17 protein-coding genes and 1 pseudogene are annotated in these 19,943 nt (G+C 53.7%); 11 read left to right on the top strand and 7 right to left on the bottom strand.

Features of this window, described 5'->3' with window-relative positions:
• Position 1 precedes the first annotated feature (1 nt).
• The 5 genes from JZM60_RS15470 to JZM60_RS15450 all read right to left on the bottom strand — a co-directional run bounded on the left by JZM60_RS15470 (position 2) and on the right by JZM60_RS15450 (position 5,959).
• Positions 2 to 874 (bottom strand): ATP-binding protein, encoded by an 873-nt coding sequence (locus tag JZM60_RS15470; RefSeq protein WP_207163289.1) that lies wholly within the window; start codon positions 872 to 874, stop codon positions 2 to 4.
• Between the two features lie 17 nt (positions 875 to 891).
• Positions 892 to 2,814 (bottom strand): anaerobic carbon-monoxide dehydrogenase catalytic subunit, encoded by a 1,923-nt coding sequence (gene cooS / locus JZM60_RS15465; RefSeq protein ID WP_207163288.1) that lies wholly within the window; start codon positions 2,812 to 2,814, stop codon positions 892 to 894.
• Positions 2,815 to 2,948: 134 nt separating this feature from the next.
• Positions 2,949 to 3,647: a LytTR family transcriptional regulator DNA-binding domain-containing protein gene (locus JZM60_RS15460; protein ID WP_207163287.1), complete on the bottom strand. Its 699-nt coding sequence runs from the start codon at positions 3,645 to 3,647 to the stop codon at positions 2,949 to 2,951.
• Positions 3,648 to 3,827: 180 nt separating this feature from the next.
• A complete protein-coding gene (locus JZM60_RS15455; protein WP_207163286.1) occupies positions 3,828 to 5,252 on the bottom strand; it encodes a HAMP domain-containing sensor histidine kinase in 1,425 nt (474 codons plus the stop codon).
• Positions 5,249 to 5,959 (bottom strand): response regulator, encoded by a 711-nt coding sequence (locus JZM60_RS15450; protein ID WP_207163285.1) that lies wholly within the window; start codon positions 5,957 to 5,959, stop codon positions 5,249 to 5,251. Before JZM60_RS15450 ends, JZM60_RS15455 begins: the two co-directional genes overlap by 4 nt.
• A 152-nt stretch (positions 5,960 to 6,111) precedes the next feature.
• On the opposite strand from JZM60_RS15450, the gene JZM60_RS15445 reads away from it, so the two are divergent.
• The 6 genes and pseudogenes from JZM60_RS15445 to JZM60_RS15420 all read left to right on the top strand — a co-directional run bounded on the left by JZM60_RS15445 (position 6,112) and on the right by JZM60_RS15420 (position 10,606).
• Positions 6,112 to 6,552, top strand: coding sequence for a Spy/CpxP family protein refolding chaperone (locus JZM60_RS15445; protein WP_207163284.1), 441 nt, complete (start codon positions 6,112 to 6,114; stop codon positions 6,550 to 6,552).
• Between the two features lie 36 nt (positions 6,553 to 6,588).
• Positions 6,589 to 6,993 carry a hypothetical protein gene (locus JZM60_RS15440; RefSeq protein ID WP_207163283.1) on the top strand — a complete coding sequence of 135 codons (405 nt, stop codon included), beginning with the start codon at positions 6,589 to 6,591 and terminating at the stop codon, positions 6,991 to 6,993.
• A gap of 572 nt (positions 6,994 to 7,565) precedes the next feature.
• Positions 7,566 to 8,420 (top strand): annotated as a pseudogene (gene nifU, locus JZM60_RS15435) (Fe-S cluster assembly protein NifU).
• Complete coding sequence (gene nifS / locus JZM60_RS15430; protein WP_207163282.1) at positions 8,417 to 9,592, top strand: cysteine desulfurase NifS; 1,176 nt, start codon at positions 8,417 to 8,419, stop codon at positions 9,590 to 9,592. Before nifU ends, nifS begins: the two are co-directional and overlap by 4 nt.
• Before the next feature lie 82 nt (positions 9,593 to 9,674).
• Positions 9,675 to 10,085, top strand: a complete 411-nt coding sequence (locus JZM60_RS15425; protein ID WP_207163281.1) for a PAS domain-containing protein — start codon at positions 9,675 to 9,677, stop codon at positions 10,083 to 10,085.
• 38 nt (positions 10,086 to 10,123) lie between these two features.
• Positions 10,124 to 10,606 (top strand): glutathione peroxidase, encoded by a 483-nt coding sequence (locus JZM60_RS15420; protein WP_207163280.1) that lies wholly within the window; start codon positions 10,124 to 10,126, stop codon positions 10,604 to 10,606.
• Positions 10,607 to 10,741: 135 nt separating this feature from the next.
• Here the strand turns inward: JZM60_RS15420 and JZM60_RS15415 are convergent, their stop codons facing one another.
• Positions 10,742 to 11,293, bottom strand: a complete 552-nt coding sequence (locus JZM60_RS15415) for an AAA-type ATPase lid domain-containing protein (RefSeq protein ID WP_241426289.1) — start codon at positions 11,291 to 11,293, stop codon at positions 10,742 to 10,744.
• 53 nt (positions 11,294 to 11,346) lie between these two features.
• Entirely contained in the window at positions 11,347 to 12,384 is a 1,038-nt protein-coding gene (locus tag JZM60_RS15410; protein ID WP_207163216.1) for an IS630 family transposase, read from the bottom strand.
• Between the two features lie 290 nt (positions 12,385 to 12,674).
• Here JZM60_RS15410 and JZM60_RS15405 point away from each other — a divergent pair, with 290 nt between their 5' ends.
• From JZM60_RS15405 to JZM60_RS15385, 5 genes are read left to right on the top strand one after another with little or no spacing between them, the layout of a single operon-like run.
• Positions 12,675 to 12,890, top strand: coding sequence for a helix-turn-helix domain-containing protein (locus tag JZM60_RS15405; protein ID WP_207163279.1), 216 nt, complete (start codon positions 12,675 to 12,677; stop codon positions 12,888 to 12,890).
• A gap of 17 nt (positions 12,891 to 12,907) precedes the next feature.
• Positions 12,908 to 13,861 carry a DUF4007 family protein gene (locus JZM60_RS15400; protein ID WP_207163278.1) on the top strand — a complete coding sequence of 318 codons (954 nt, stop codon included), beginning with the start codon at positions 12,908 to 12,910 and terminating at the stop codon, positions 13,859 to 13,861.
• On the top strand, positions 13,861 to 17,250 hold the full coding sequence (locus tag JZM60_RS15395; RefSeq protein ID WP_207163277.1) for a hypothetical protein: 3,390 nt from the start codon (positions 13,861 to 13,863) through the stop codon (positions 17,248 to 17,250). The genes JZM60_RS15400 and JZM60_RS15395 overlap by 1 nt, the downstream gene beginning before the upstream one ends.
• Positions 17,228 to 18,088, top strand: a complete 861-nt coding sequence (locus tag JZM60_RS15390) for a phosphoadenosine phosphosulfate reductase family protein (RefSeq protein ID WP_207163276.1) — start codon at positions 17,228 to 17,230, stop codon at positions 18,086 to 18,088. Before JZM60_RS15395 ends, JZM60_RS15390 begins: the two co-directional genes overlap by 23 nt.
• A 19-nt stretch (positions 18,089 to 18,107) precedes the next feature.
• Positions 18,108 to 19,943 carry a hypothetical protein gene (locus tag JZM60_RS15385; protein ID WP_207163275.1) on the top strand — a complete coding sequence of 612 codons (1,836 nt, stop codon included), beginning with the start codon at positions 18,108 to 18,110 and terminating at the stop codon, positions 19,941 to 19,943.

Raw genomic sequence — 19,943 nt, 5'->3', positions numbered from 1 at the left:
TTCAATGGGCATGGTGATGGTGGTGCTGGTGATGGCCTGCGGCGCAAGGGCAGGGCGGAGAGCTGAGCAGGGAGGCCAGCTGCGTCACCGCTGCCGCATAGCCGTTCTGCCGGTCCGCCATGATCCGCACCACGTGCGGGTCGAGCGCCTGCAGGAGCGGTTCTGCCGGCAGTTGGACAACCGTGTCGAACAGATCGCGCAGTTTCTGGCCGGTTTCCCGCTCGAACCGCTCCAGCCGGATATCGCCGGTGGTGACCCGGTTTACCGCGAGATGAACGAGTTCGATGCCGGTTTCGCGGGCGAGGGAGGCGGAGTGGAGGGCGACGCTCAAGGCGTTGAAGGAAGAGTCCGCCACCACAACGCACTGGCCGAATCCCTTGGCAAGGGACCGGCCGAAATGCTCCATGCCTGCCTGGGTGTCGAGGAGGATCGCTTCGTTCATCCGCAGGGCGAGGTGCCTGATCGTGGCGTCGAGGAGTACGTTCTCCGCGCAGAGGCAGCCGCCCCCCGCCTGCTTCACGGTTCCCATCACCAGCAGGCTCAGGTTCTCCGCCACCTTCAAGCCGAGCCGGCTCACCACATCTTCCACGTCGGGGTTGAGCTTGAAGAGGGCACCCCACCCGTTTCTGCCGGGCCTGATGCCGGTCTTTTCCTCGATGTAGTCGGCGTGCCGGTTCAGGGGGACGATCTTTGCCGCGTCCTCGTACGCGACCCCCAGGGCGTTCGGCAGGTTCATCTGGGGGTCCTCATCCACGGCAAGGACGTGGGTGCCGGCCGATGCCAGGACAGTGGCGAGGCAGGAGGTGAGGGTGGTCTTCCCCACCCCCCCTTTACCAGTGATGACGACGCGCATTCCGGTTTGCGGTTGACACATGGGAATTCTCCTTGTGATTAAATCCCGAGGGCGGCGCGCCGCTCCATGATGATCTGTTCCATCCGGTCGGCAGTCACCACCGGGTCTTCTTCCACGAAAAACCAGCCGCCGAGAACATCCTTGGCGTCGCTGGTGAGGATCTTCGTCACCTCAGGGCCACCGAGGATGGGGGGAAGTGGCCAGAGATGCACCGGGATGCCGGAGCCGACGAAATAGGTACCGATGGCGACCGCTTTTTCCGTGGTCCATTCCGGTGCAGACCCAACCAGCGGGAGGTCGGAGATGTCCACCTGCAGGTGGTCCGCCAGTGTCCCTGCCAGGTTGAGCATGCGGGAGCAATCGACGCACGAGCCCATGTGGAGAACGGGAGGTATCCCCAGTTGGCCGCATACCGCCCGGAGCCCCGGCCCGGCCAGGTCCCGGGCAGGGAGATCCATGAGCCCCGATTTTGCCGCGGCGATGGCCCAGCAGCCTGTGCCGATGACCAGGATGTCGCGCTTGATCAACTCCTCGGTCAGGGTGCGGTGGAAGAAGTCCTGCTGGACCTTCACGTTATTGCAGCCGACGATGCCGGCCACCCCCTTGATGGTTCCCTTGACGATCAGGTCGATCAGCGGCTGGGGCGTGCCGCCTAGCGCCTTGAGGATCTCCTCCACGGTAAACCCGACGATCGCGGTGCTGGTGTGCTGCGGAATGTACACGCGGGCCTTGTTGCGGTTCGGAAAGGCGTCGATGGCGGTCTTGATGATGTGGGTGGCAATGGCATCCGCTTCCTGTTCTTCGAACTGGATGTGGAGCGCGCCGGGGATCTTCGCCTGCTCGCTCGTCGTGATGAACCGGGTATGGAAGCAGGAGGCAAGGTCGGCCAGGGCCGGATAGATGCACTGCACGTCAACCACCATGGCGTCAACGGCACCGGTCATGATGGCGAGCTCGCTGTGGGACTCGTTCCCCGCCATGCCGACCCCCTGGCGCAGCAGCACCTCGTTGCCGGTACAGCAGAGGCCGACCACGTTGACCCGCTTGGCCCCCACCGCCTCCGCCGCGGCGCGGCATGCGGCGCTCTGGGCCATCTCCACCACCTTGGCCGACAGGATCGGCTCATGGCCGTGGACGACGACATTGACGCTCTCCGCCTCCAGTACGCCCAGATTGGCCTTCACTGGTTTGATGGTGGGGGAGCCGAGCAGGATATCCTGCAGCTCGGTGGCGATCAGGGAGCCCCCCCAGCCGTCGGAGAGGGAGCAGCGGACCGATTGCGCGACAAGGGAGAGGGGATCGTGGTCGCAGCCGAAGTGGGTGCGGTGGAGGATGTCCACTGCTTCCCGGTCGATGGCGCGCGGCAGAAACCCGGTTTTCGCGCCCATGGTGCGGTAGAGGGTATCCTCCAGGTCCTGCAGCCGCTGGAACCGTTTCTTCGGCATGTACTTCTCCATGAAGACGATCGGTTCCTCCCCCTGGTTGCCGAAACAGTCGATGGCAACCGTTGCCACATCGCCGGCTATTGCAGCGGGCTCCCGTCCGTCCGTGGGGATGCCGAGACGCGTCGCGACGGCTACGAGTTTTTCGGGATCGGCGATGCGGTAGTCGGTGTTGCTGCCGTTGGCAACCGCCTTGAGGAGGAGCGCCACCTTGCGGCCGTGGTCGGAATGTGATGAGGAGCCGACCGCGGCCATGCGGGCGAGGTTGCGGGCCACGATGGTATCGGCGGTGGCCCCGCAGACACCGTGGCTGGGGCCGTCTCCGAAGGGATCGATGCGGCATGGTCCCATGGAGCAGATCCGGCAGCAGGTGCCGAGTTGGCCGTAGCTGCATTGGGGCTGCTGTTTTTCGTAACGCTCCCAGATCGTTGCGTATCCTTCCCGATCGGCGATGCGCAGCATCTCCTTCGCGGCCGGATCAATACTGCGGCTGTCATGGCTGGTGTGTGCCAGGTCCATATGCTCCTCCCTCGATTTGTACAGGTGGTGTCGTTTACATACCTATACGTCGGGGAACGGAGCAATGCCATCCGGGACTTGTGAAAGGTGCTAGGGAGTTGTAAACGGTAGGAAAAGCGGAGTGAGCTGCCGGATTACTTCAGGCCGAGATAGGCCAGGAACCGTTGCATCTTGTCGCGGCTCACCGGGAGGCGGACTTCGCTGCCACCCGTGGCAACGGTGCATTCGTGGCTCTCCCGGTGGACCTTTATGATCTTGGTGATGTTGATGAGGTAGCTGCGGTGGATGCGGAAGAAGATCTCTTCGGAAAGGCGCTTTTCAATGGACCCCAGGGACATATCGCTGTGGAATTCGCCCGACTCGGTATAGATGAGGGAGTAGATGTTGTCCGCCTTGAGGTAGACGATCTCCTCCGGTTTGAGCAGATGGATATCGCCGCGGGAGGTCACCGGAACCCGCATGAGCTTACGTTCGGCCAGGATGAACGGGGTGATGTCGTAAAAGAGGGCGCAGATCTTCCCGCCGGCGGGGTCCCGCTCCGTCACGGTGATCAGCTTGACGAGAAGGTAACGGTCGTGCCCCTCGCTGGTGATGAACTTGAGGGAGAGCGGAATGTGCCGCTGCGCCTGACGGGCCAGCCGCAGGGTTTCCTTCACCTTTTCCCGCGCCTCCTCGCTGTGGATGCCGAGGAGGTCCCCGGCGAAGATGCGCTCCCGCGGGATGTGGCCGAAAATCATGAAAACCATGCTGCTGACGGAAGAAACGGTGAGATCCTCGTTGAGGATCACGACTCCCGGTTCCATCTGTTCGATCAAGGAGAGGATGCGACTCATGGCAATATTTTCCTTCGGCAATTAGGGACTTCGAGAGACATACCACCTGCAACGATACCGCGTCAATCTTCTCTATACGCAACTCCCCTATTTTGCGGAAATCGGCGGCAGTCCTGTACTCAATCCCCAATTTATCCATTCGTATCTATTAGGGTAGACATAGAGTTGGGCATCGGTTCTTCAATCGCTTCTACCGCTGATCAACACGGATCCTTCTGCCGTGAATCTCGACAGCCGAAGCCAGACTTGAAACCCCTGTGGTGTGTTTCTCGCTCCGATATCCCCTTGATGGAGCGCGATGATTTTCTTTGTGATCGCAAGGCCGAGGCCGGTTCCCTCACCCGTTGCCCCCTTTCCCCTGTAAAACGGATTGAAAATCCTCTCCAGGTCTTCCGCTAGAAGCGGAGGAGACGAGTTTGTCACTTCTAGCATAACTGCGTCATTCTCTGAGCGCATCGATATCCGTACCCGTCCCCCTTCCGACGTATATCGTGCTGCGTTCTCCAGGAGGTTCTTGAAGGCCGCTCTCAACCACTCCTCATCTCCCGCAACTGAGAGTTGCGGTTCGACCTCAATTTCAACCGTGATCTCTTTTGTTTTGAATTGGGGGCGCATGGCCTTGAGGAGCCCATCCAGGATCGTTGCCGGCCAGACCTCCGTGGTTACAGGAACAGGTTCGTGCAGGTCCAGCTTCGAATAATCGAGGATGCGCCCTATCAACTGGTCCGCCTCGGCGATGTCTTCCCACATCCCCTCCAGCAACTCTGCGGAATCGGACGTGTCACCCCGTGCTACGGAATCCTTAAGGCACTCTCCCGCAACCCTGATGCGGGCAAGGGGACTGCGCAACTCGTGCGAAACGTTGGCGGTAAGCTCCTTTCCCGCTTGGATCATCCGTTCCACTGTCTCCGCCATGCTGTTGAATGCCTGGCCGAGCCTTCCGATTTCATCTTTTCCCCGTATGTCGGCACGGGCAGAAAGATCACCTCCCGCAATGCGAAGCGCCGATTCCTGGAGACGCTTCAGTGGTCTCGTGATATGCCGTGAAAGTGGAATGGCGAAGACAGCTATGACAACACCGATCAAGGCCAACCCTGCCCCGAACTTGCCGTGGGGAAACCGCCCGGGTTCCCGCTCTGTGAGGATATGCAGTGTTGCCGTACCTTCCAGCGGGTTTCCAAGGGTAATTGGAACCGTAGAATACGAGAGACGTTTCGGCCCGACTTCTACATTGATAGTGGCTTTCTCGTAGTTGGCGGACTTGCCGGAATCTACCTCAGGAACCTTGATGTCACCTGCAAAAGATGCCGCAAGCAGGGTTCCGTCTGTTCTGTTGATCCAGACTTTTGCGTGGGCAGACGCACCAAGCCTCTCTACAGCGTCTCGCATCACGGTACCGACATCCTCTCCTTTTACGGGACATCCGGCGATCGCAGCTTCAACATAATCCCTGGCGATAAGGGTGTTCCTGCCTATGGATTCAACCACGTAAGCGCGGTGACCGTCTTTGACGATAAAAAGGAACAGACCGAAAATGAGCGCTTCCGTAACAATAAGGGCAACTACCCAATGGAGCAGTATCTTGAAATAGAGCCGCCGCATCATGGCCGGTCCTCCAGCATGTATCCCGATCCCCACACGGTCTTGATGCACTTCTTTGCCCCTGGGAGTGATTCGATTTTGGTCCGGAGTTTGCCGATGTGGACATCTATGCTCCGGTCAAAAGGGCCGAAGTCTTTGCCCCGCGCATAGTTCAAGAGCTCGTCTCTGGACAGGATCATGTTCGGGCGGCTCATCAGCGCCTCCAGAAGTTTGAATTCGGTGGCAGACAGTGGCAACTCCGTTCCGCCCGAGCTGACCGTACGTCTGTTTCGGTTGAGGAGAAGACCGGCGACTTCCATCGTATCTGTGGAAAGCACCTTGACGTCCTGTGCGGATGCTGCTCTCCGCATTATTGCATTGAGCCGCGCCAGGAGCTCCCGAGGGTTGAAAGGCTTGGGCAGGTAATCGTCCGAACCCAGCTCCAGCCCCAGGATACGGTCTTCGTCTTCCCCTTTGGCAGTGAGCATGATTACGGGCACCGCCGACTCTTGACGAATGCGGCGGAGAATGTCCAAGCCGCTCTCACCGGGCAGCATGATATCGAGAATGACGGCTTCGGGCTCCTCCGCTTCAATGGCAGCCGTTACCATCGAACCGTCGGAAAATTCGCGCAGGACAAATCCATGCTCCTTCAAAAACTTAACCAGCAGCTTCCGCAGCTTGGCGTCGTCATCGACCAGAAAAATCAGTCTCTGTCGTTTTTCATCCATCGTAACAACTCCTAATAATTACAAACAATATCAAATTGAATGAAGCTTCGGCAGTTATTTACGCTTTTTTTACATTTGCCACATACTTTTTTTACATTTCGTGGCTAGCCTGACCTCATCGCGGTACATCATATCAGAACGAAGGAGAAGCTATGAAAAACGGAATGAAAGCTGTTGCAACGATTCTCGGAGTTGTTCTCGTGAGTGGAACATTGGCAGCCTGCAAGCATCATGAATCGCATGGCGATTATGCCAAGAAAATGAAGGAGCATTTCGATGCATCGCTCAAGAAGGTCGGAGCAACCGATGAGCAAAGGGCAAAGATTGGTGGAGTCTCAGATCAGATTGTAGCCGACGGTCAACAGGTGTGCAAAAACAGTCAGGGACTTTCAGCTAAAGTCGTTGGTTGTCTCCTCCTGGACACCCCGGATCGCCAGTGGCTGCATAATACCGTAGACGAGAAAGCAAAGGAACTCACCGGATTTGCCCACCGCACCGTCGACCGTCTTATCGAAATCAGTGCCATGCTGACCCCCGAACAGCGCTCGGAACTGAAGAAGGGATTCGATTCGGCCCACGGGTCAGAAAAGTAGTCAGATGACAAAGACAAAAAACAAAAGGAGACATGTATGAACACGTTTGAAATCAACGAAGAAATCCGCAGTAACTTCCATCTTTTCTGGGACAACTATCCGGGTCCGGTCATGCTTGTGCACAAGGACAGAACCATAATCGAGGCCAACAAGACTGCCCGTGAGCTCGGCTGCCCCGTCGGAACGAGGTGCGTGGACATCGGCGAAAAAAAACATCATGCAGGCTGCAAGGCGAACAAGGCGCTGCAGGAAGGCACGGGGGTACGCGATGTGAGTTACGTTGAGCATTTGGATCAGGTCCTCGACGGGTACTGGATCCCGCTGGCCGAGTCGCAAGAACTTTTCGTTCACTTCTGCAACGACATCACGCAGTACGCTGACGAGCATCTAATCCCCAAAAGATGCAACGGAGCAGAATGTGGTTCCTGCTCTGGCGCGTAAAGAAGGATAACCCCAATGAACTCATGCCTCCTACTGTCGGCGCTGACAACGCTCCTGTTCGCCATCAATCTTCCTCTTGGGTATTTGCGCAACGGGCATGAGCGGTTTGCCTACGGGTGGCACTTTTACCTGTACCTGTCGCTTCCCGTGGTCGTTTACCTAAGGGTAAAGACAGGATACGAATGGAAATTCCTCCCGGTGTTGATGTGTGGCGCAGTTCTCGGACAAATCTTTGGAGGATTGCTTGCACAGCACCGCCGGGAGGCACCAAGGACGCCTGGTCCATGAAAGATGCGGTGTAGGGTTGATTGCGAATCTACAAATGAACCGTTTTCTTGCCAACACCGACTTTACCTGTTTCGTGATGCCCTGTGACTTAAACAAATCGGACTCGAACTTGGAACTACAGATTTGGTATGTGTTTTATGCGTCGCAAATGTTGCCGATAAAACTTCAAAAACAAAAACGGCCGATTTCTTATATGAAATCGGCCGCCTCTGCTGCCAGTTCGACTCAGGTCACTGGAGTCAAATGCATAACCAGGATTTACACCAATCACAATGGGAGAAACCATGTGGGACTATACAGATAAGGTCAAAGAGTATTTCTTGAACCCGAGAAATGTGGGGGATATACCGGACGCCGATGCTGTTGGGGAGATGGGGAGTCTTGCCTGCGGCGATGCCCTGAAACTGTTCCTGAAGCTGGATGAGAAGAAGGAGCGGATCGTCGACGCCAAGTTCCAGACCTTCGGCTGCGGCAGCGCCATTGCCTCCTCTTCGGCCCTCACGGAGATGATCAAGGGGAAGACCCTCGACGAGGCGCTCGCCGTCACCAACCAGGAGATCGCCGATTTTCTCGGCGGTCTCCCCGAGGAGAAGATGCACTGCTCGGTCATGGGGCAGGAGGCGCTGGAGGCGGCGATCGCCAAGTACCGGGGGCATGAGGTGACGCCCCACGACCACGAGCACGCCGAGCAGGAGGGGGAGGTCGTCTGCAAGTGCTTCGGTCTCACCGACGGCTTCCTGAAGAAGGTGATCGCCGCCAACAAGCTCCACACCGCCGAGCAGGTGACCCATTTCACCAAGGCTGGCGGGGCTTGCGGTGGCTGTATCCCGAAGATCAAGGAACTGATCGCGGAAGTCCTCGGCGAGTAGCCGCAGGAGAAGCGGAAGAAGCCAGAAAAGCTGACCAACTTCCGCAAGATGCAGCTGATCCAGGACGTTTTGGAGAAGGATGTCCGCCCCCAGCTCTGGGTCGACGGCGGCGACCTGGAACTGATCGACATCGACGGGGGAATGGTGCAGATCGCATTCCGCAAGACGTGCGCCGGCTGCGTTTCGTCCGGGTACACCGCCCGGTTCGTGGAGCAGAAGCTGCGCGAGCTTGTGGCCGATGACATCACCGTCGAGGAGGTGGAGGGATGAAGGAGATCTATTTCGACAATAACGCCACCACCAAGGTTGACGAGGCGGTCTTTGAAGAGATGCGCCCCTACTTCTGCGAGCTGTACGGCAATCCGAGCTCCATGCACTTCTTTGGCGGCCAGGTGCAGAAAAAGGTCGACGCGGCGAGAAGCCGGGTGGCGACGTTGCTCGGTGCCGACCCTGCCGAGATCGTCTTTACCGCCTGCGGCACGGAGAGCGACAACGCTGCGATCCGCTCCGCCCTGGAGGTCTTCCCGGAAAAGCGGCACATCATCACCACCCGGGTCGAGCATCCGGCGGTCCTCACCCTCTGCAGGAGCCTCTCCAAGCGCGGCTACCGGGTGACCGAACTTAACGTGGACGGTGCGGGGCGGCTAGACCTGAACGAGCTGAAAAACGCCATCGACGAGGACACGGCCATCGTCTCGATCATGTACGCCAACAATGAGACCGGCGTGGTCTTCCCCATTGAGGAGGTTGGGGCGATTGTCAAGGAGAAAGGGGCGCTGTTCCATACCGACGCGGTCCAGGCGGTGGGGAAGATCTCCATCAACATGGCCACCTCGACCGTCGACATGCTGTCTCTGTCGGGACACAAGCTCCATGCCCCCAAGGGGATCGGTGCCCTTTACCTACGCAAGGGGGTGCCGTTCAGGCCGTTCATGGTGGGGGGGCACCAGGAACGGAGCCGCCGTGCCGGCACCGAGGCGACCGCCTCCATCATCGCGCTCGGCAAGGCGTGCGAGCTGGCGGCCCGGCACATGGACGACGAGAACACCCGGGTAAAAGGGATGCGGGACCGGCTGGAGCGGGAGCTGATGCGCCTCATCCCGGCCGGCCGGGTGAACGGCGGCGGTGCGGAAAGGCTTCCCAACACCGTCTCCATTGCCTTCGAGTTCGTGGAAGGGGAGGCGATCCTGCTCCTCCTCTCCGAGAAGGGGATCTGCGCCTCGTCCGGGAGCGCCTGCACCTCCGGGTCGCTGGAGCCGTCCCATGTGTTGCGCGCCATGGGGGTGCCGTTTACCTGTGCCCACGGCTCGATCCGCTTCTCCCTCTCCCGCTTCAACATCGACCAGGAGGTCGACACGGTCATCCGGGAGCTCCCGCCGATCATCAGACGACTGCGGGAGATCTCGCCGTTCGGCCGAGAGATACTGGCGCAGCACTGTTGACTTCGGAGTGAGGTGTTAGACGTGAGAAGCGAGATGCAGAAAGCAGTTAGATGACAAAGACCAAAAACAAAAGGAGACATGTATGAAAAAGATCGAAATCAGCGATGAAATGTGCCGCAACTTCCACCTGTTCTGGGACAACTTTCCGTTCCCCGTTCTGCTGATCCATAAGGATCGCACCATACTCGACCGCAACAAGGCGGCGGAGGCAATGGGATGCATTCCCGGGACACGGTGCATCGACAGAGGCAAGAAGGAAGAACACAGGGGATGTCTGGCAAACAAGGCGCTGCAGGAGCAGGCCGCAAAACGGGTCGTGGCCTATGATGAAAATTTCGGACGGGTAATAGATGGCTACTGGGTCCCCCTGGCGGGAGAAACGGATATCTACCTGCACTTCTTCGCCGATATTACCGAGTATGCAGCCGAGCATATGTTCCCCAAGAAAGACTGCGGAGAGGGCGACCATTGCAGATCCTGCACCGGAGCCTAACTCGCGGCTGCTGTATAAATCAAGAAAAGGAGGAGTAGATGACAGAATTCTACGAGTTTCATGCGCGTTCTCTGGGGGGCGAGGACATTTCATTTCAACAGTTCACCGGTAAGGTTGTGCTGGTCGTCAACACCGCAAGCAAGTGCGGCTTTACACCTCAGTACAAGGGCCTTGAAACGCTCTATCATAAGTACTCGGAGTCGGGCTTGGTTATCCTGGGCTTTCCCTGCAACCAGTTTTTGCATCAGGAGCCGGGAGACGAGTCCGCCATCCGTGCTGTCTGTCAGATCAACTATGGGGTCACCTTTCCCATATTCGAGAAGATCGACGTGAATGGTGTCAATGCTCATCCTCTTTTTGTATGGCTGAAGACAAAGCTTCCGGGCGCTTTCGGGAAAGACGTGAAGTGGAATTTCACTAAGTTTTTGGTCGGGCGAGACGGGACTCCGCTCCAACGGTTTGCGCCCATCACCAGCCCCGCCAAGATCGAGTCACATATTCGTCAAGCGTTGAAGATGTAGGAGTCTTGCGGCGGGGTGATTCATTTGATTTTCTGAAATGTTTCACCCCGTTTCTAACAGCTGGATATATCAAGATACAGAACTTCAGCAGCCTCTCCAACTCATGCTGCCCAGGCCGGAACGTAATCTGTAGCACTACAATCTCTCGCGTCTGTACTTGATCCCTAATTTATCCATTCGAGCTCGCAAAGTCGTAGATTTTATTCCTAGTATTTCTGCCGCTCCTCCCGAACCATGAATTTTCCCGTTGGTTTTATCCAGAATTTTCCTGATGTGCAATGACATCAATTCGTCTAGACTCAACGCATTATATGTTTCAGGCGTATTTTGATCCGAAATGGTTGGTGATTCTTCTCTATAGTCCGGCAATGAATTGAACATTAGCTGTCCCCCTTTATGCCGGATGAGCTCTCTTTCTACCATATTCTCCAATTCTCTGATATTGCCCTGCCAGTTGTATTTCATTAAACGTTCAAGTGCTCCCGGCGCAATAGCAGGAATGAGTCTTATATCTAGATTCCTTGATTTCTTTGCGACAAAAAAGCGGGCAAGCGCCGGGATGTCTTCTTTTCGTTGGCGAAGGGGAGGGATGATTATGGGAAAGATATTAAGCCTGAACCATAGATCTTCACGGAATTGATTTTCGGATACCATTCTCTCCAAATTCCGATGAGTGGCAGCTATCACCCGGATATCCACAGGAATTGGCTTGCTATTGCTCCGGTGATTAAACGTTCAAATCAGGCAGCATAGGCGATCTTTGGATGCCTGAAGTAGTTTCGGACATGTTGTGGCCTATTTTGAAGTTTTCGCATGAATGATCTGGTTTTCTTGGTCAGTTCCTTCTCTGATCGAGGAGGAAGCCCAGACCGGATACAATGCTTGAGGTCCCCATTGAGATACTCATCGGGATTGAGTTCCGGCGAGTACGAGGGGAGATAAAAGACCTCGATTTGGTCTTTGTTCTCCAACAGCCAGTCTTTGACCATTTTGCTGTGGTGCACCCGTAAGTTGTCCAAAATCAGAAACACCTTGCGGCCCGCATCCTTGATCAACCGAGACATGAATTTAATCAGCACCTGGGCAGTCATGGTTTCCCGGTACATCATGAACCGGACTTTCCCCTGATTTGTAATGGATGAGATCATGTTGACCCGGCTTTTCGTGGCGTTAATTCGCACGACTGGCGTTTTCCCTTTGGGGGCAAAACCTTTGGTATTGTAAGCATCGTTCTGAATGCCGGTCTCGTCACCCCAGTGAATTTCGGCCTTTTCCTGTTTGGCGCGGGCCTGAATCTGGGGGTAGACCGTCTCATGCCACTGTTGAACCGCCTTTGGGTTTTGCTCGTAGGCTCTTTTCGTCGGTTTCTGAGGGGTAAAGCCCCACCGCTTCAGATAGTCGGTGATGGTTCGTAGCGGCAAATCTATGCCGTAATGTTGCTTGATTGCCAACCGTACGGCATCACGGGTCCAGAGTGCGAAGGACAATTTCAACTGATCGGGCGTCTTATCGACTAGCAACTTCTGGATATCAGCCTCTTGCATGGCTGTCAGTTCTCGTTGTTCCCCGTGACGGCGACCACGAACCCCTGGCTTGATGGCATCCAGACCGCCACGTTGGTACTTTTTCCAGATCGTACTGATGTAGGTTGAACACAAACCGACGATTTCTGAAATGGCTTGATTGTCCAGTTCGCCTTTTTCTTTGAGACGAACGACTTGCTTGCGAAGTTCATACTGTGTTTCTTGATTTAGCTTGCGGGCATCTGTAGTTTTCATGCCCGAAGTATATCACAAATTATAGTAAATTTGAATATTTATTCACCGAGTCAATAGCTGAAAGTTACCGCTGCCCTTCCTGCTCGACAAAAGAACGTTGAATGTAAGCCCAATCATCCCAGTTTGTTCTACATCAAAGCAAGCCTATGCGGTCATTTGCGGCAAATAGCGGTTGACAATCGGTCTATATCAACGTATTTTAAGGAAGTTTAAGCTGGGATTATTATATCCAGGCTTGCCCGTTCTCTTACGGTGGATGTGGCAACGAATAGCCATGAGGATCAGTTTATATGGCCGAGATAGAAGATCGCTGGTTATCGGTAGAGGAGATAGGTAAATATCTTGGTGTCAGCAATGACACAATTTACCGATGGATAGATAAGTACGGCATGCCCGCTCACCGTATGGGCCGACTCTGGAAGTTCAAAAGAGACGAAGTTGACGAGTGGGTGAAGGCTGGCGGTGCTGCAGATTTGGAATTTCGACAAGAACAGCGAAAAGCATAGCTGTGAACAGAGGAGTGATGCAAAAAAATCTTAATCAAACACAGCAGGTGCAGTCGGAACGGTTTTCATTCTCAGGGCATGAGACTTTTCCGTTGCGAGTAGCTTGGCTTCCGAAAGCTGTGTCAGCAGTGTCAAAGGGAATGAATCCGTTTTCCAATCCACGAGAAGGAATGCGAATCTTGGGATTAGGGAAAAACATGGTCATGTCACTTGAGTGTTGGGGTGAATACTTTGGGGTGGTCAAACGCACGGATCATTCCTGGCAGGTGACCGAATTCGGAGAGAAAGTTCTTGGTTCAAACGGAAAAGATCCTTTTCTGGAAGACCAGCGTACGCTTTGGCTCCTCCACTGGATGGCTTCCACCAATTCCTCCCGACCATTCTTTGCGTGGCACTGGCTCGTCAATCTTTATCATGAGCCTGAGTTTACTTTGAACGAGGCATTGAAGGCATTTCAAGCGGAATCTGATACATACTCAAGGCCTTTGTCTCAGACCACGTTACGACAACATCTCGATGTATTTCTAAGAACATACGTAGCATCGGATAGCGTTGCAGGTCAACTGCCTGAGGATATGCTTGATAGTCCACTGTCATGTTTGGGTTTCATCCGAAAGTTCGGCGAGCGTCGCGGAGAACGTGGACGTGATCCACTTTTTTCCATCGACGTTCGTAAGAAGAATTCAATCCCAGGTGGACTGTTCAGGTTTTGCCTGCATGATTGGTGGAATCGGTATGTGAGAGACGAGAAGACAGTATTGTTCTCTGACGTTGCTTTTGGAAAATGTAGCCCTGGCCGCGTGTTTCGGATGCCAGAGGCGGAAGTTCGAGATCGCCTCGTTCTATTAGCTCAGAATAGGCCAAAGGAGTTTGCAGTGTTGGAAGGTGCAAACCAAAGAATTGTACGCCGGCTGCAACCATCGAGTGACATCAAGATGCTCTTGGAAGATGCTTATATGAGGGAGGCTTGATGGATTTGCAGTGTGTTTCAAGCCTTTTCCAGGTCCGACCAGCTTTCCTTCGTTCCGTAGATGTGGCCGAGGATTATGACGATCCCCGGTCCAGTGAACATTATGTCGTGACTAATTTGGTCCGTGAAACTCTTCAGAGAGTATCGAGCGGTCTCCAGCCTGCTTCTTCCCAGCGCGCTTGGCGTCTGACTGGCGACTATGGAACGGGAAAGTCCAGCTTTGCACTGGCATTGGCACGTGTTGCGGCAGGCCATGACGAAAGACTCCCATTGGATCTTCAGAACTGGATGGGTGAACGAGTTAAACTGGAGCCAATTTTGGTTACGGGTGACTTAGAGCCACTACGGACCTGTATCCTGCGAGGAATTAGCGAAACTGAAACTAGAGTCTTTGGTAAGAGTGATATTTTGTCTTCTGCCAGCACTAACGACGAGGTTCTGAAGCTCTTGGACCGGCTGGGTGACCGAATTCGAGCCAAGAAGATTGGGGACGGATTGCTGCTGGTTCTGGACGAGTTGGGGCAGAATCTTCGATATGCTGCGCAACATCCAGACGATGATGACGTTTTTTTGCTGCAACGTCTTGGAGAGAAGGCGGTTCGAAGCAATGGAAAGCCATTAATGGTGCTTGCATTGCTGCATCAAGGATTCGCTTCGTATTCGGCGGCGGCCGATGCGGTCGCCAAGAAAGAATGGGACAAAGTTGCCGGTCGTTTCGAGGAAATCGTTTTTGCCCAGCCGGTAGAGCAGACTGCAGTTCTTCTTGCTGAAACCCTGGGGATTCAAGAGGATCTTTTACCTAAAAAGATCCATGGCCTGATGCGAGAAGTGATGCAACAGGCTGTTGATTGCGGCCTGTATGGTTCACTTGCTGCTAAAGAATATCTTATCTCCCTGGCCCCCCGCCTGTTTCCATTGAATCCAGTTGTACTGCCAGTCTTGATAGCACTGCTTCGGAAGTTCGGTCAGAACGAGCGTTCTATAGTAAGCTTTCTAACTTCTTTTGAACCGTTTGGTCTCAGGGCATTCGCAGATCGGGTCAGTATTGATGGGAATTTGTACCGGATTTCAGACCTCTATGATTACTTCAAAACCAATCTTTCGCAACTAGGCGCCGGACCAGCTCGCGCGCGTTGGGATATCGCCGAGTCCGTGGTGGATAAGAGTGCAGGATATGGGGAGACGGCTGAAAGGCTTCTTAAAAGTGCTGCGATCTTGAACATGATTGATGATCCAGCACTTCCTTCGACGCGTGAAATCCTGCTGGCTTCTGAGTCCGGACCAGAGTCTGTCGATACCATAGAACGCCTTGTGTCAGAATTGCGGTTGCTACATGAGCGAGGAACGGCAAGAGGCCTTTCGTTATGGCCACACACCAGCGCAAATCTTGAGGAATTACTTCGACAGGCTGAAGAAGCATTGGGTGGAAGAGAATCTCACCCATCTGCCCTTTTGGAATATCTCCCAGAAAAGCACTTGGTTGCACGGCGACATTATGTCAAGACTGGGAATTTGCGACATTTTTCAGTCCACTACGTTCATGCAAAGGATGCTGAGGAGGCATTAAAGCAGGCTGCAGAACAACCGTCGGGAGATGGAACGATAGTTGTTGTGGTTCCCTTTTCCTTAGAGGAGCAACGATCAGCAATCGAGTCGACGAAAGTTCAAACGTTACCGAGGCATGTGATAAGTGGGATAAGCGTGCCCGTCGCTGGTATCTCTCATGTTCTTTCAGAACTAAAACGTTGGGAGTGGGTTCGTAAGAATGCCAGGGAACTCTCGTTTGATCAATTTGCGCTCGAATACGTGCGCGAAGAAATTGAGCTCCTGAAAGCTGCACTTCGTCGGGAATTGGAGTTCTTGGCTGATTTTGTTGTTGATCGTGAACGTCCAATTCAGTGGTTTCATAACGGGAGAGAAATTCAGGTAGAAGAACATCGCGGTATTGCCGGCTATCTGAGCGTTGTGTGCGATGAACTTTACCCAGACTGTCCGATTGTGCAGAACGAACTTATCAATCGCCGGGTGACAAGTTCGGCAGCATCTCGTGCTCGAACTCTTCTGATTGAAGCCGTTGCAACTCATTCGACTGAAGAATGTCTTGGTTTTAATAGTGATCGAAATCCACCGGAGTTGGCTATTTACTTGTCCGTACTCAAGGAAGGGAAACTTCATATTCAGGATGGTAATTCATGGCGATTCGTTTCCTATTCTGAGCTGGACGAAGATCCTTGCCGACTTGCGCCAAGCCTTAAATGCATCCATGATTTGCTGCTGAAGGCCGACTTGGATACTGTTTCAGTGGACAGAATTTATGATGAACTTCGTCGCTCTCCCTTAGGGGTTCGGGACGGTCTTCTGCCACTTTTGGTAGCGGTTTACCTCGCAGGGCATTGGGAAGAAACATCAGTATATGAAGATGGCACTTTCCTCCTCAAGGTTGGTGGTGAACAATTCCAACGGCTAAATAAAGAGCCCGAGATGTTTGCCCTTCAACACTGCTCTGTTAGTGGGGTTCGTTTAGCGGTGTACGATCAGTTGAGTAGGGCGTTTGGAGCGGATACAACTCAACGCCCGGATGTTTTAACTGTGATTCGTCCATTAGTGTCATTTGCAGTTTCACTTCCAGAATATGTACGGCACGCCCGTGAAGTTCTTTCTCCACGGTCACGCAAAGTCCGCGATCTGCTCTTTGCTGCGCGAAAACCCGCGACTTTGCTTTTTAAAGAACTTCCTGAAGCCTTGGGTTTCCCTATGGTTAATACAGAATGTTTTTCTGATGATCAGATTTCCGATCTTGTTGAGGGGGTGACAGAAGCGATTGCAGAACTCCGTAACGCCTACCCGGCACTTCTATGTCGAATTCGCAACGGTCTCCAGGATGCATTTAACTCCAGAGGGGATTTTGATGAATTTCGTAGTTCACTGGCAATAAGGTCTGCTGCAATCGCAGATCACATTTACGACTTAGATTTCAAAGCATTCGTATTGCGTCTGGGCGATTCCGCCCTTCCCGACACGCAATGGATCGAGTCTGTTGCCACGTTGGTTGCCAAGAAATCCCCTGAGCGGTGGCGTAATACTGACGAGGCTGTTTTCTTTGAAAACCTTGAGGCATTCGTGCCCCGTTACCTCCGCGTAGAATCAATATATTTTGACGGTGATGTCGCTGGTGGTGGCCAGTCCAGGCGATGTGTCCGGCTTACCGTAACCCGACCCGACGGCTCGGAAGCCCAAGAAGTTCTAAATTGGCGTCCTGAGGACGATCATCGGCTCGAAAGCGTTAAGACTGCTCTGAGGTTACTTATTGGCGAGCATGGACAGATTGCGTTGGCAGCTGCGGCCGGATTGTTATGGCAGCAGCAACATGGCGCTGAAGATGAACCTTAGATTGGGGACGGGGATGCCTAACGTTAATGGACAGAAGAAGATAAGGCATATTCTAAGTCTTTCGGGAGGGAAGGACTCTGCAGCCCTCGCAATTTACATGCGCGATCGCATTGACGGGATGGAGTACATCTTCCATGACAGCGGCAAGGAACTTCCCGAAACATACGAATATTTGGAAAGGCTAGAAGGTTATCTGGGCACAAAGGTTGTCCGCACTACTTTTGGCACCACTTTTGACGACCTATTGAGGCGATACGGAGGCATACTCCCATCGAATCATAGACGGTGGTGCACGAAGATGATGAAACTCAAACCCTTTGAGGATTATGTCGGTAACGATGAGTGTGTAAATTATATTGGTATCCGAGCAGATGAGGACCGTGTTGGTTACATCAGTCACAAGCCTAATATAATTGCCTCGTTTCCTTTTCGTGACGACGGCATCGCCTATGAGGATGTGGTTCGGATTCTAATGGAGTCGGGGATCGGGTTGCCACCATATATTGAATGGGGACGCAGTCGTTCTGGGTGCTATTTCTGCTTTTATCAGCAGAAGATTGAGTGGGTCAGGTTGAAGCAAAAACATCCGGAATATTATGAAATGGCTAAAGCTTACGAAAAACCTAACCGTGTAAATGGAAATGTTTTCTTCTGGTGCAAAGAAGAGTCGCTTGAAGATCTGGAGCAACCGGAAAGGATGCAGCAGATCATCGAGAATTGGGAGAAGTCTCAGGAAAAACAGCGCCAACGCAGGAAGGATGTACCACTAGCTTCAATACTAGCAGGCATGGAATATGAACCACCCACCCGGGAAGGTTGCTTGATTTGCCAACTCTAAAACCTTGGATGGCCCAGCTATGACCGAAGGTGAAAAATGGATCAGGCTCCTGAGAGCCTACGGACCGGTGCCGGATGACTTAGCTCAGGAAGCGGAACAGGTTGATTATCTTGCTGACCGCTTAGGGCTGCGCCGCCTATCGTTCCCCCATCCTGCATGGCAAGACCTTCTCGATTGTTTCCCCCTTGAAACAGGTGAATTCAAGACTGTTGTCCTCACAGGTACTGCTGGTGACGGCAAAACCACATTATGCTATCAGCTTGCAGAGAAATTGATGGGGGCTATTCCCAAGCGGAAGGAAAGCTCAACTGGATTTCAAACATTTGAAGTTATGACTCAGGTGGGCATGAGGCGCCTGACCATGATTTACGATCTCACTGGCTGGCGCCGTCGTGAGTCGGGAATATTGAGCCCGGAAAACGTCAAAATGCTGGAGGAAGCCTCCGCGCATGTCTACGGAACTGGCGGACATTCCTACGTTCTTGCGGTTAATGATGGCCAGCTTCTAGAAACAATTCGGAGTCTACCAACGAGCTGCACGGCCGAACTCAAAGCCTTGGGGGAGGCTCTGGTCAATCTGCATGCCTCGGGCTTGAAGGAAGCAGAATCACTTCCACTCTTGCGTTTGATAAATCTTTCTCGCACCCCGAGCGACTTGCTCATGCAGCTTTGCCTCGACGGTATACTCAGTCGTTCAGAATGGAAATGTCTTGAAGACGAGAAGGATAATCCTCTTTTTGGCGAAAAATCCCCAATAAGGACAAACTTCGAGATGCTAGGCTCACCAGCAGTCAGGCATCGTCTGATCACCTTAGCCCGCATTGCCGATGCCACGGGGCACCATCTCCCCCTGCGCTCAATACTGATCCTACTCTCGAACGCTCTCCTTGGCCATCCTGATGCTTCCGACAAGGTCTTTCGACCGGATGCTTCAGCAAAAAAGATTCTTGGGCAAGACACCCGCCATAAGGCTGCTATCCACCTCAATCTCTTTGGATTCAACTTGGGTAAGGCTCAGAGGAGCCAAAGGGATGTCTATCGGTTCCTCTCGATGCTTCATGTCGGAGAGGAGACCACGAATGATCTTGACGAGCTTATTATTTTTGGCAGCAGGGATGAGGAACTCCAAAAAGAACATGCTGAGTTGATAGCCAACGATCCTTTCAATCAGCGTAATCCAGCACTTGACGGGCTTATCCTCCGTTATATTCGTGGGGAGATCACCGACGGTAAGGAATCAGCTGAGTTCCTTTCGGAACTGATCCACGAACGGCGCCGTATCTTCTTTTGTGCTTCTGAAGACCAACTTAAACACTACAAACTCTGGTCCGTCACTGTTTTCCACCATGCCGGCGACTTCGAAGAGCATATTCTTCACCCGATCCGTGAAGGCCACTCGCCTGCAAAACTGCACATCCGACATCTGGCTGGTGGACTCAACAGGGTGTGGACCGGTCTTTTGCTCGATGAGAATGCTCATGAAATCTACCTTGCAACTGGCCTTGATCTTAGCACGTCGCCGGTAAGCGACCTGCTGCTTGAGGAGATTTCCATTGCCGCCAATCCCCCGGGATTTGACATTATTCCAGACGGTGCTTTCCCAAAAGTGATTATCCGTGCAAATGGCCGAAGTTTCAGCTTCGATCTTACCCTCTCACGATATGAATTTCTCATGCGCATTGCCGCCGGGGCGATGCCCTCATGCTTTTCGCGTGAGACGTACGAGGACTTTCTATCGCTGAAGCAATGTTGCCTGCGTGATCTACAAATCCGTCCGAACTCTGAGGTTCTCCTGCGCCTCGACGTGACTGCGACTGGCCAAGTCCATAAGGAGCACATTCACCTGAGCGAATGA

The organism is Geobacter benzoatilyticus (assembly GCF_017338855.1).
GTDB lineage: Bacteria > Desulfobacterota > Desulfuromonadia > Geobacterales > Geobacteraceae > Geobacter > Geobacter benzoatilyticus.
Note: the sequence above shows the minus strand (reverse complement) of the source record. Positions and strands in the feature narration are given on the sequence as shown.

What these genes read in the sequence shown, in the direction of transcription:
- JZM60_RS15455 (WP_207163286.1), bottom strand. Translation starts at nt 5,252, where the DNA reads ATGATGCGGCGGCTCTATTTCAAGATACTGCTCCATTGGGTAGTTGCC.
- JZM60_RS15445 (WP_207163284.1), top strand. Translation starts at nt 6,112, where the DNA reads ATGAAAAACGGAATGAAAGCTGTTGCAACGATTCTCGGAGTTGTTCTC.
- JZM60_RS15395 (WP_207163277.1), top strand. Translation starts at nt 13,861, where the DNA reads ATGGATTTGCAGTGTGTTTCAAGCCTTTTCCAGGTCCGACCAGCTTTC.
- JZM60_RS15470 (WP_207163289.1), bottom strand. Translation starts at nt 874, where the DNA reads ATGTGTCAACCGCAAACCGGAATGCGCGTCGTCATCACTGGTAAAGGG.
- JZM60_RS15440 (WP_207163283.1), top strand. Translation starts at nt 6,589, where the DNA reads ATGAACACGTTTGAAATCAACGAAGAAATCCGCAGTAACTTCCATCTT.
- JZM60_RS15450 (WP_207163285.1), bottom strand. Translation starts at nt 5,959, where the DNA reads ATGGATGAAAAACGACAGAGACTGATTTTTCTGGTCGATGACGACGCC.
- JZM60_RS15460 (WP_207163287.1), bottom strand. Translation starts at nt 3,647, where the DNA reads ATGAGTCGCATCCTCTCCTTGATCGAACAGATGGAACCGGGAGTCGTG.
- JZM60_RS15410 (WP_207163216.1), bottom strand. Translation starts at nt 12,384, where the DNA reads ATGAAAACTACAGATGCCCGCAAGCTAAATCAAGAAACACAGTATGAA.
- JZM60_RS15390 (WP_207163276.1), top strand. Translation starts at nt 17,228, where the DNA reads ATGGCGCTGAAGATGAACCTTAGATTGGGGACGGGGATGCCTAACGTT.
- JZM60_RS15405 (WP_207163279.1), top strand. Translation starts at nt 12,675, where the DNA reads ATGGCCGAGATAGAAGATCGCTGGTTATCGGTAGAGGAGATAGGTAAA.
- JZM60_RS15385 (WP_207163275.1), top strand. Translation starts at nt 18,108, where the DNA reads ATGACCGAAGGTGAAAAATGGATCAGGCTCCTGAGAGCCTACGGACCG.
- cooS (WP_207163288.1), bottom strand. Translation starts at nt 2,814, where the DNA reads ATGGACCTGGCACACACCAGCCATGACAGCCGCAGTATTGATCCGGCC.
- JZM60_RS15400 (WP_207163278.1), top strand. Translation starts at nt 12,908, where the DNA reads ATGCAAAAAAATCTTAATCAAACACAGCAGGTGCAGTCGGAACGGTTT.
- JZM60_RS15425 (WP_207163281.1), top strand. Translation starts at nt 9,675, where the DNA reads ATGAAAAAGATCGAAATCAGCGATGAAATGTGCCGCAACTTCCACCTG.
- JZM60_RS15420 (WP_207163280.1), top strand. Translation starts at nt 10,124, where the DNA reads ATGACAGAATTCTACGAGTTTCATGCGCGTTCTCTGGGGGGCGAGGAC.
- nifS (WP_207163282.1), top strand. Translation starts at nt 8,417, where the DNA reads ATGAAGGAGATCTATTTCGACAATAACGCCACCACCAAGGTTGACGAG.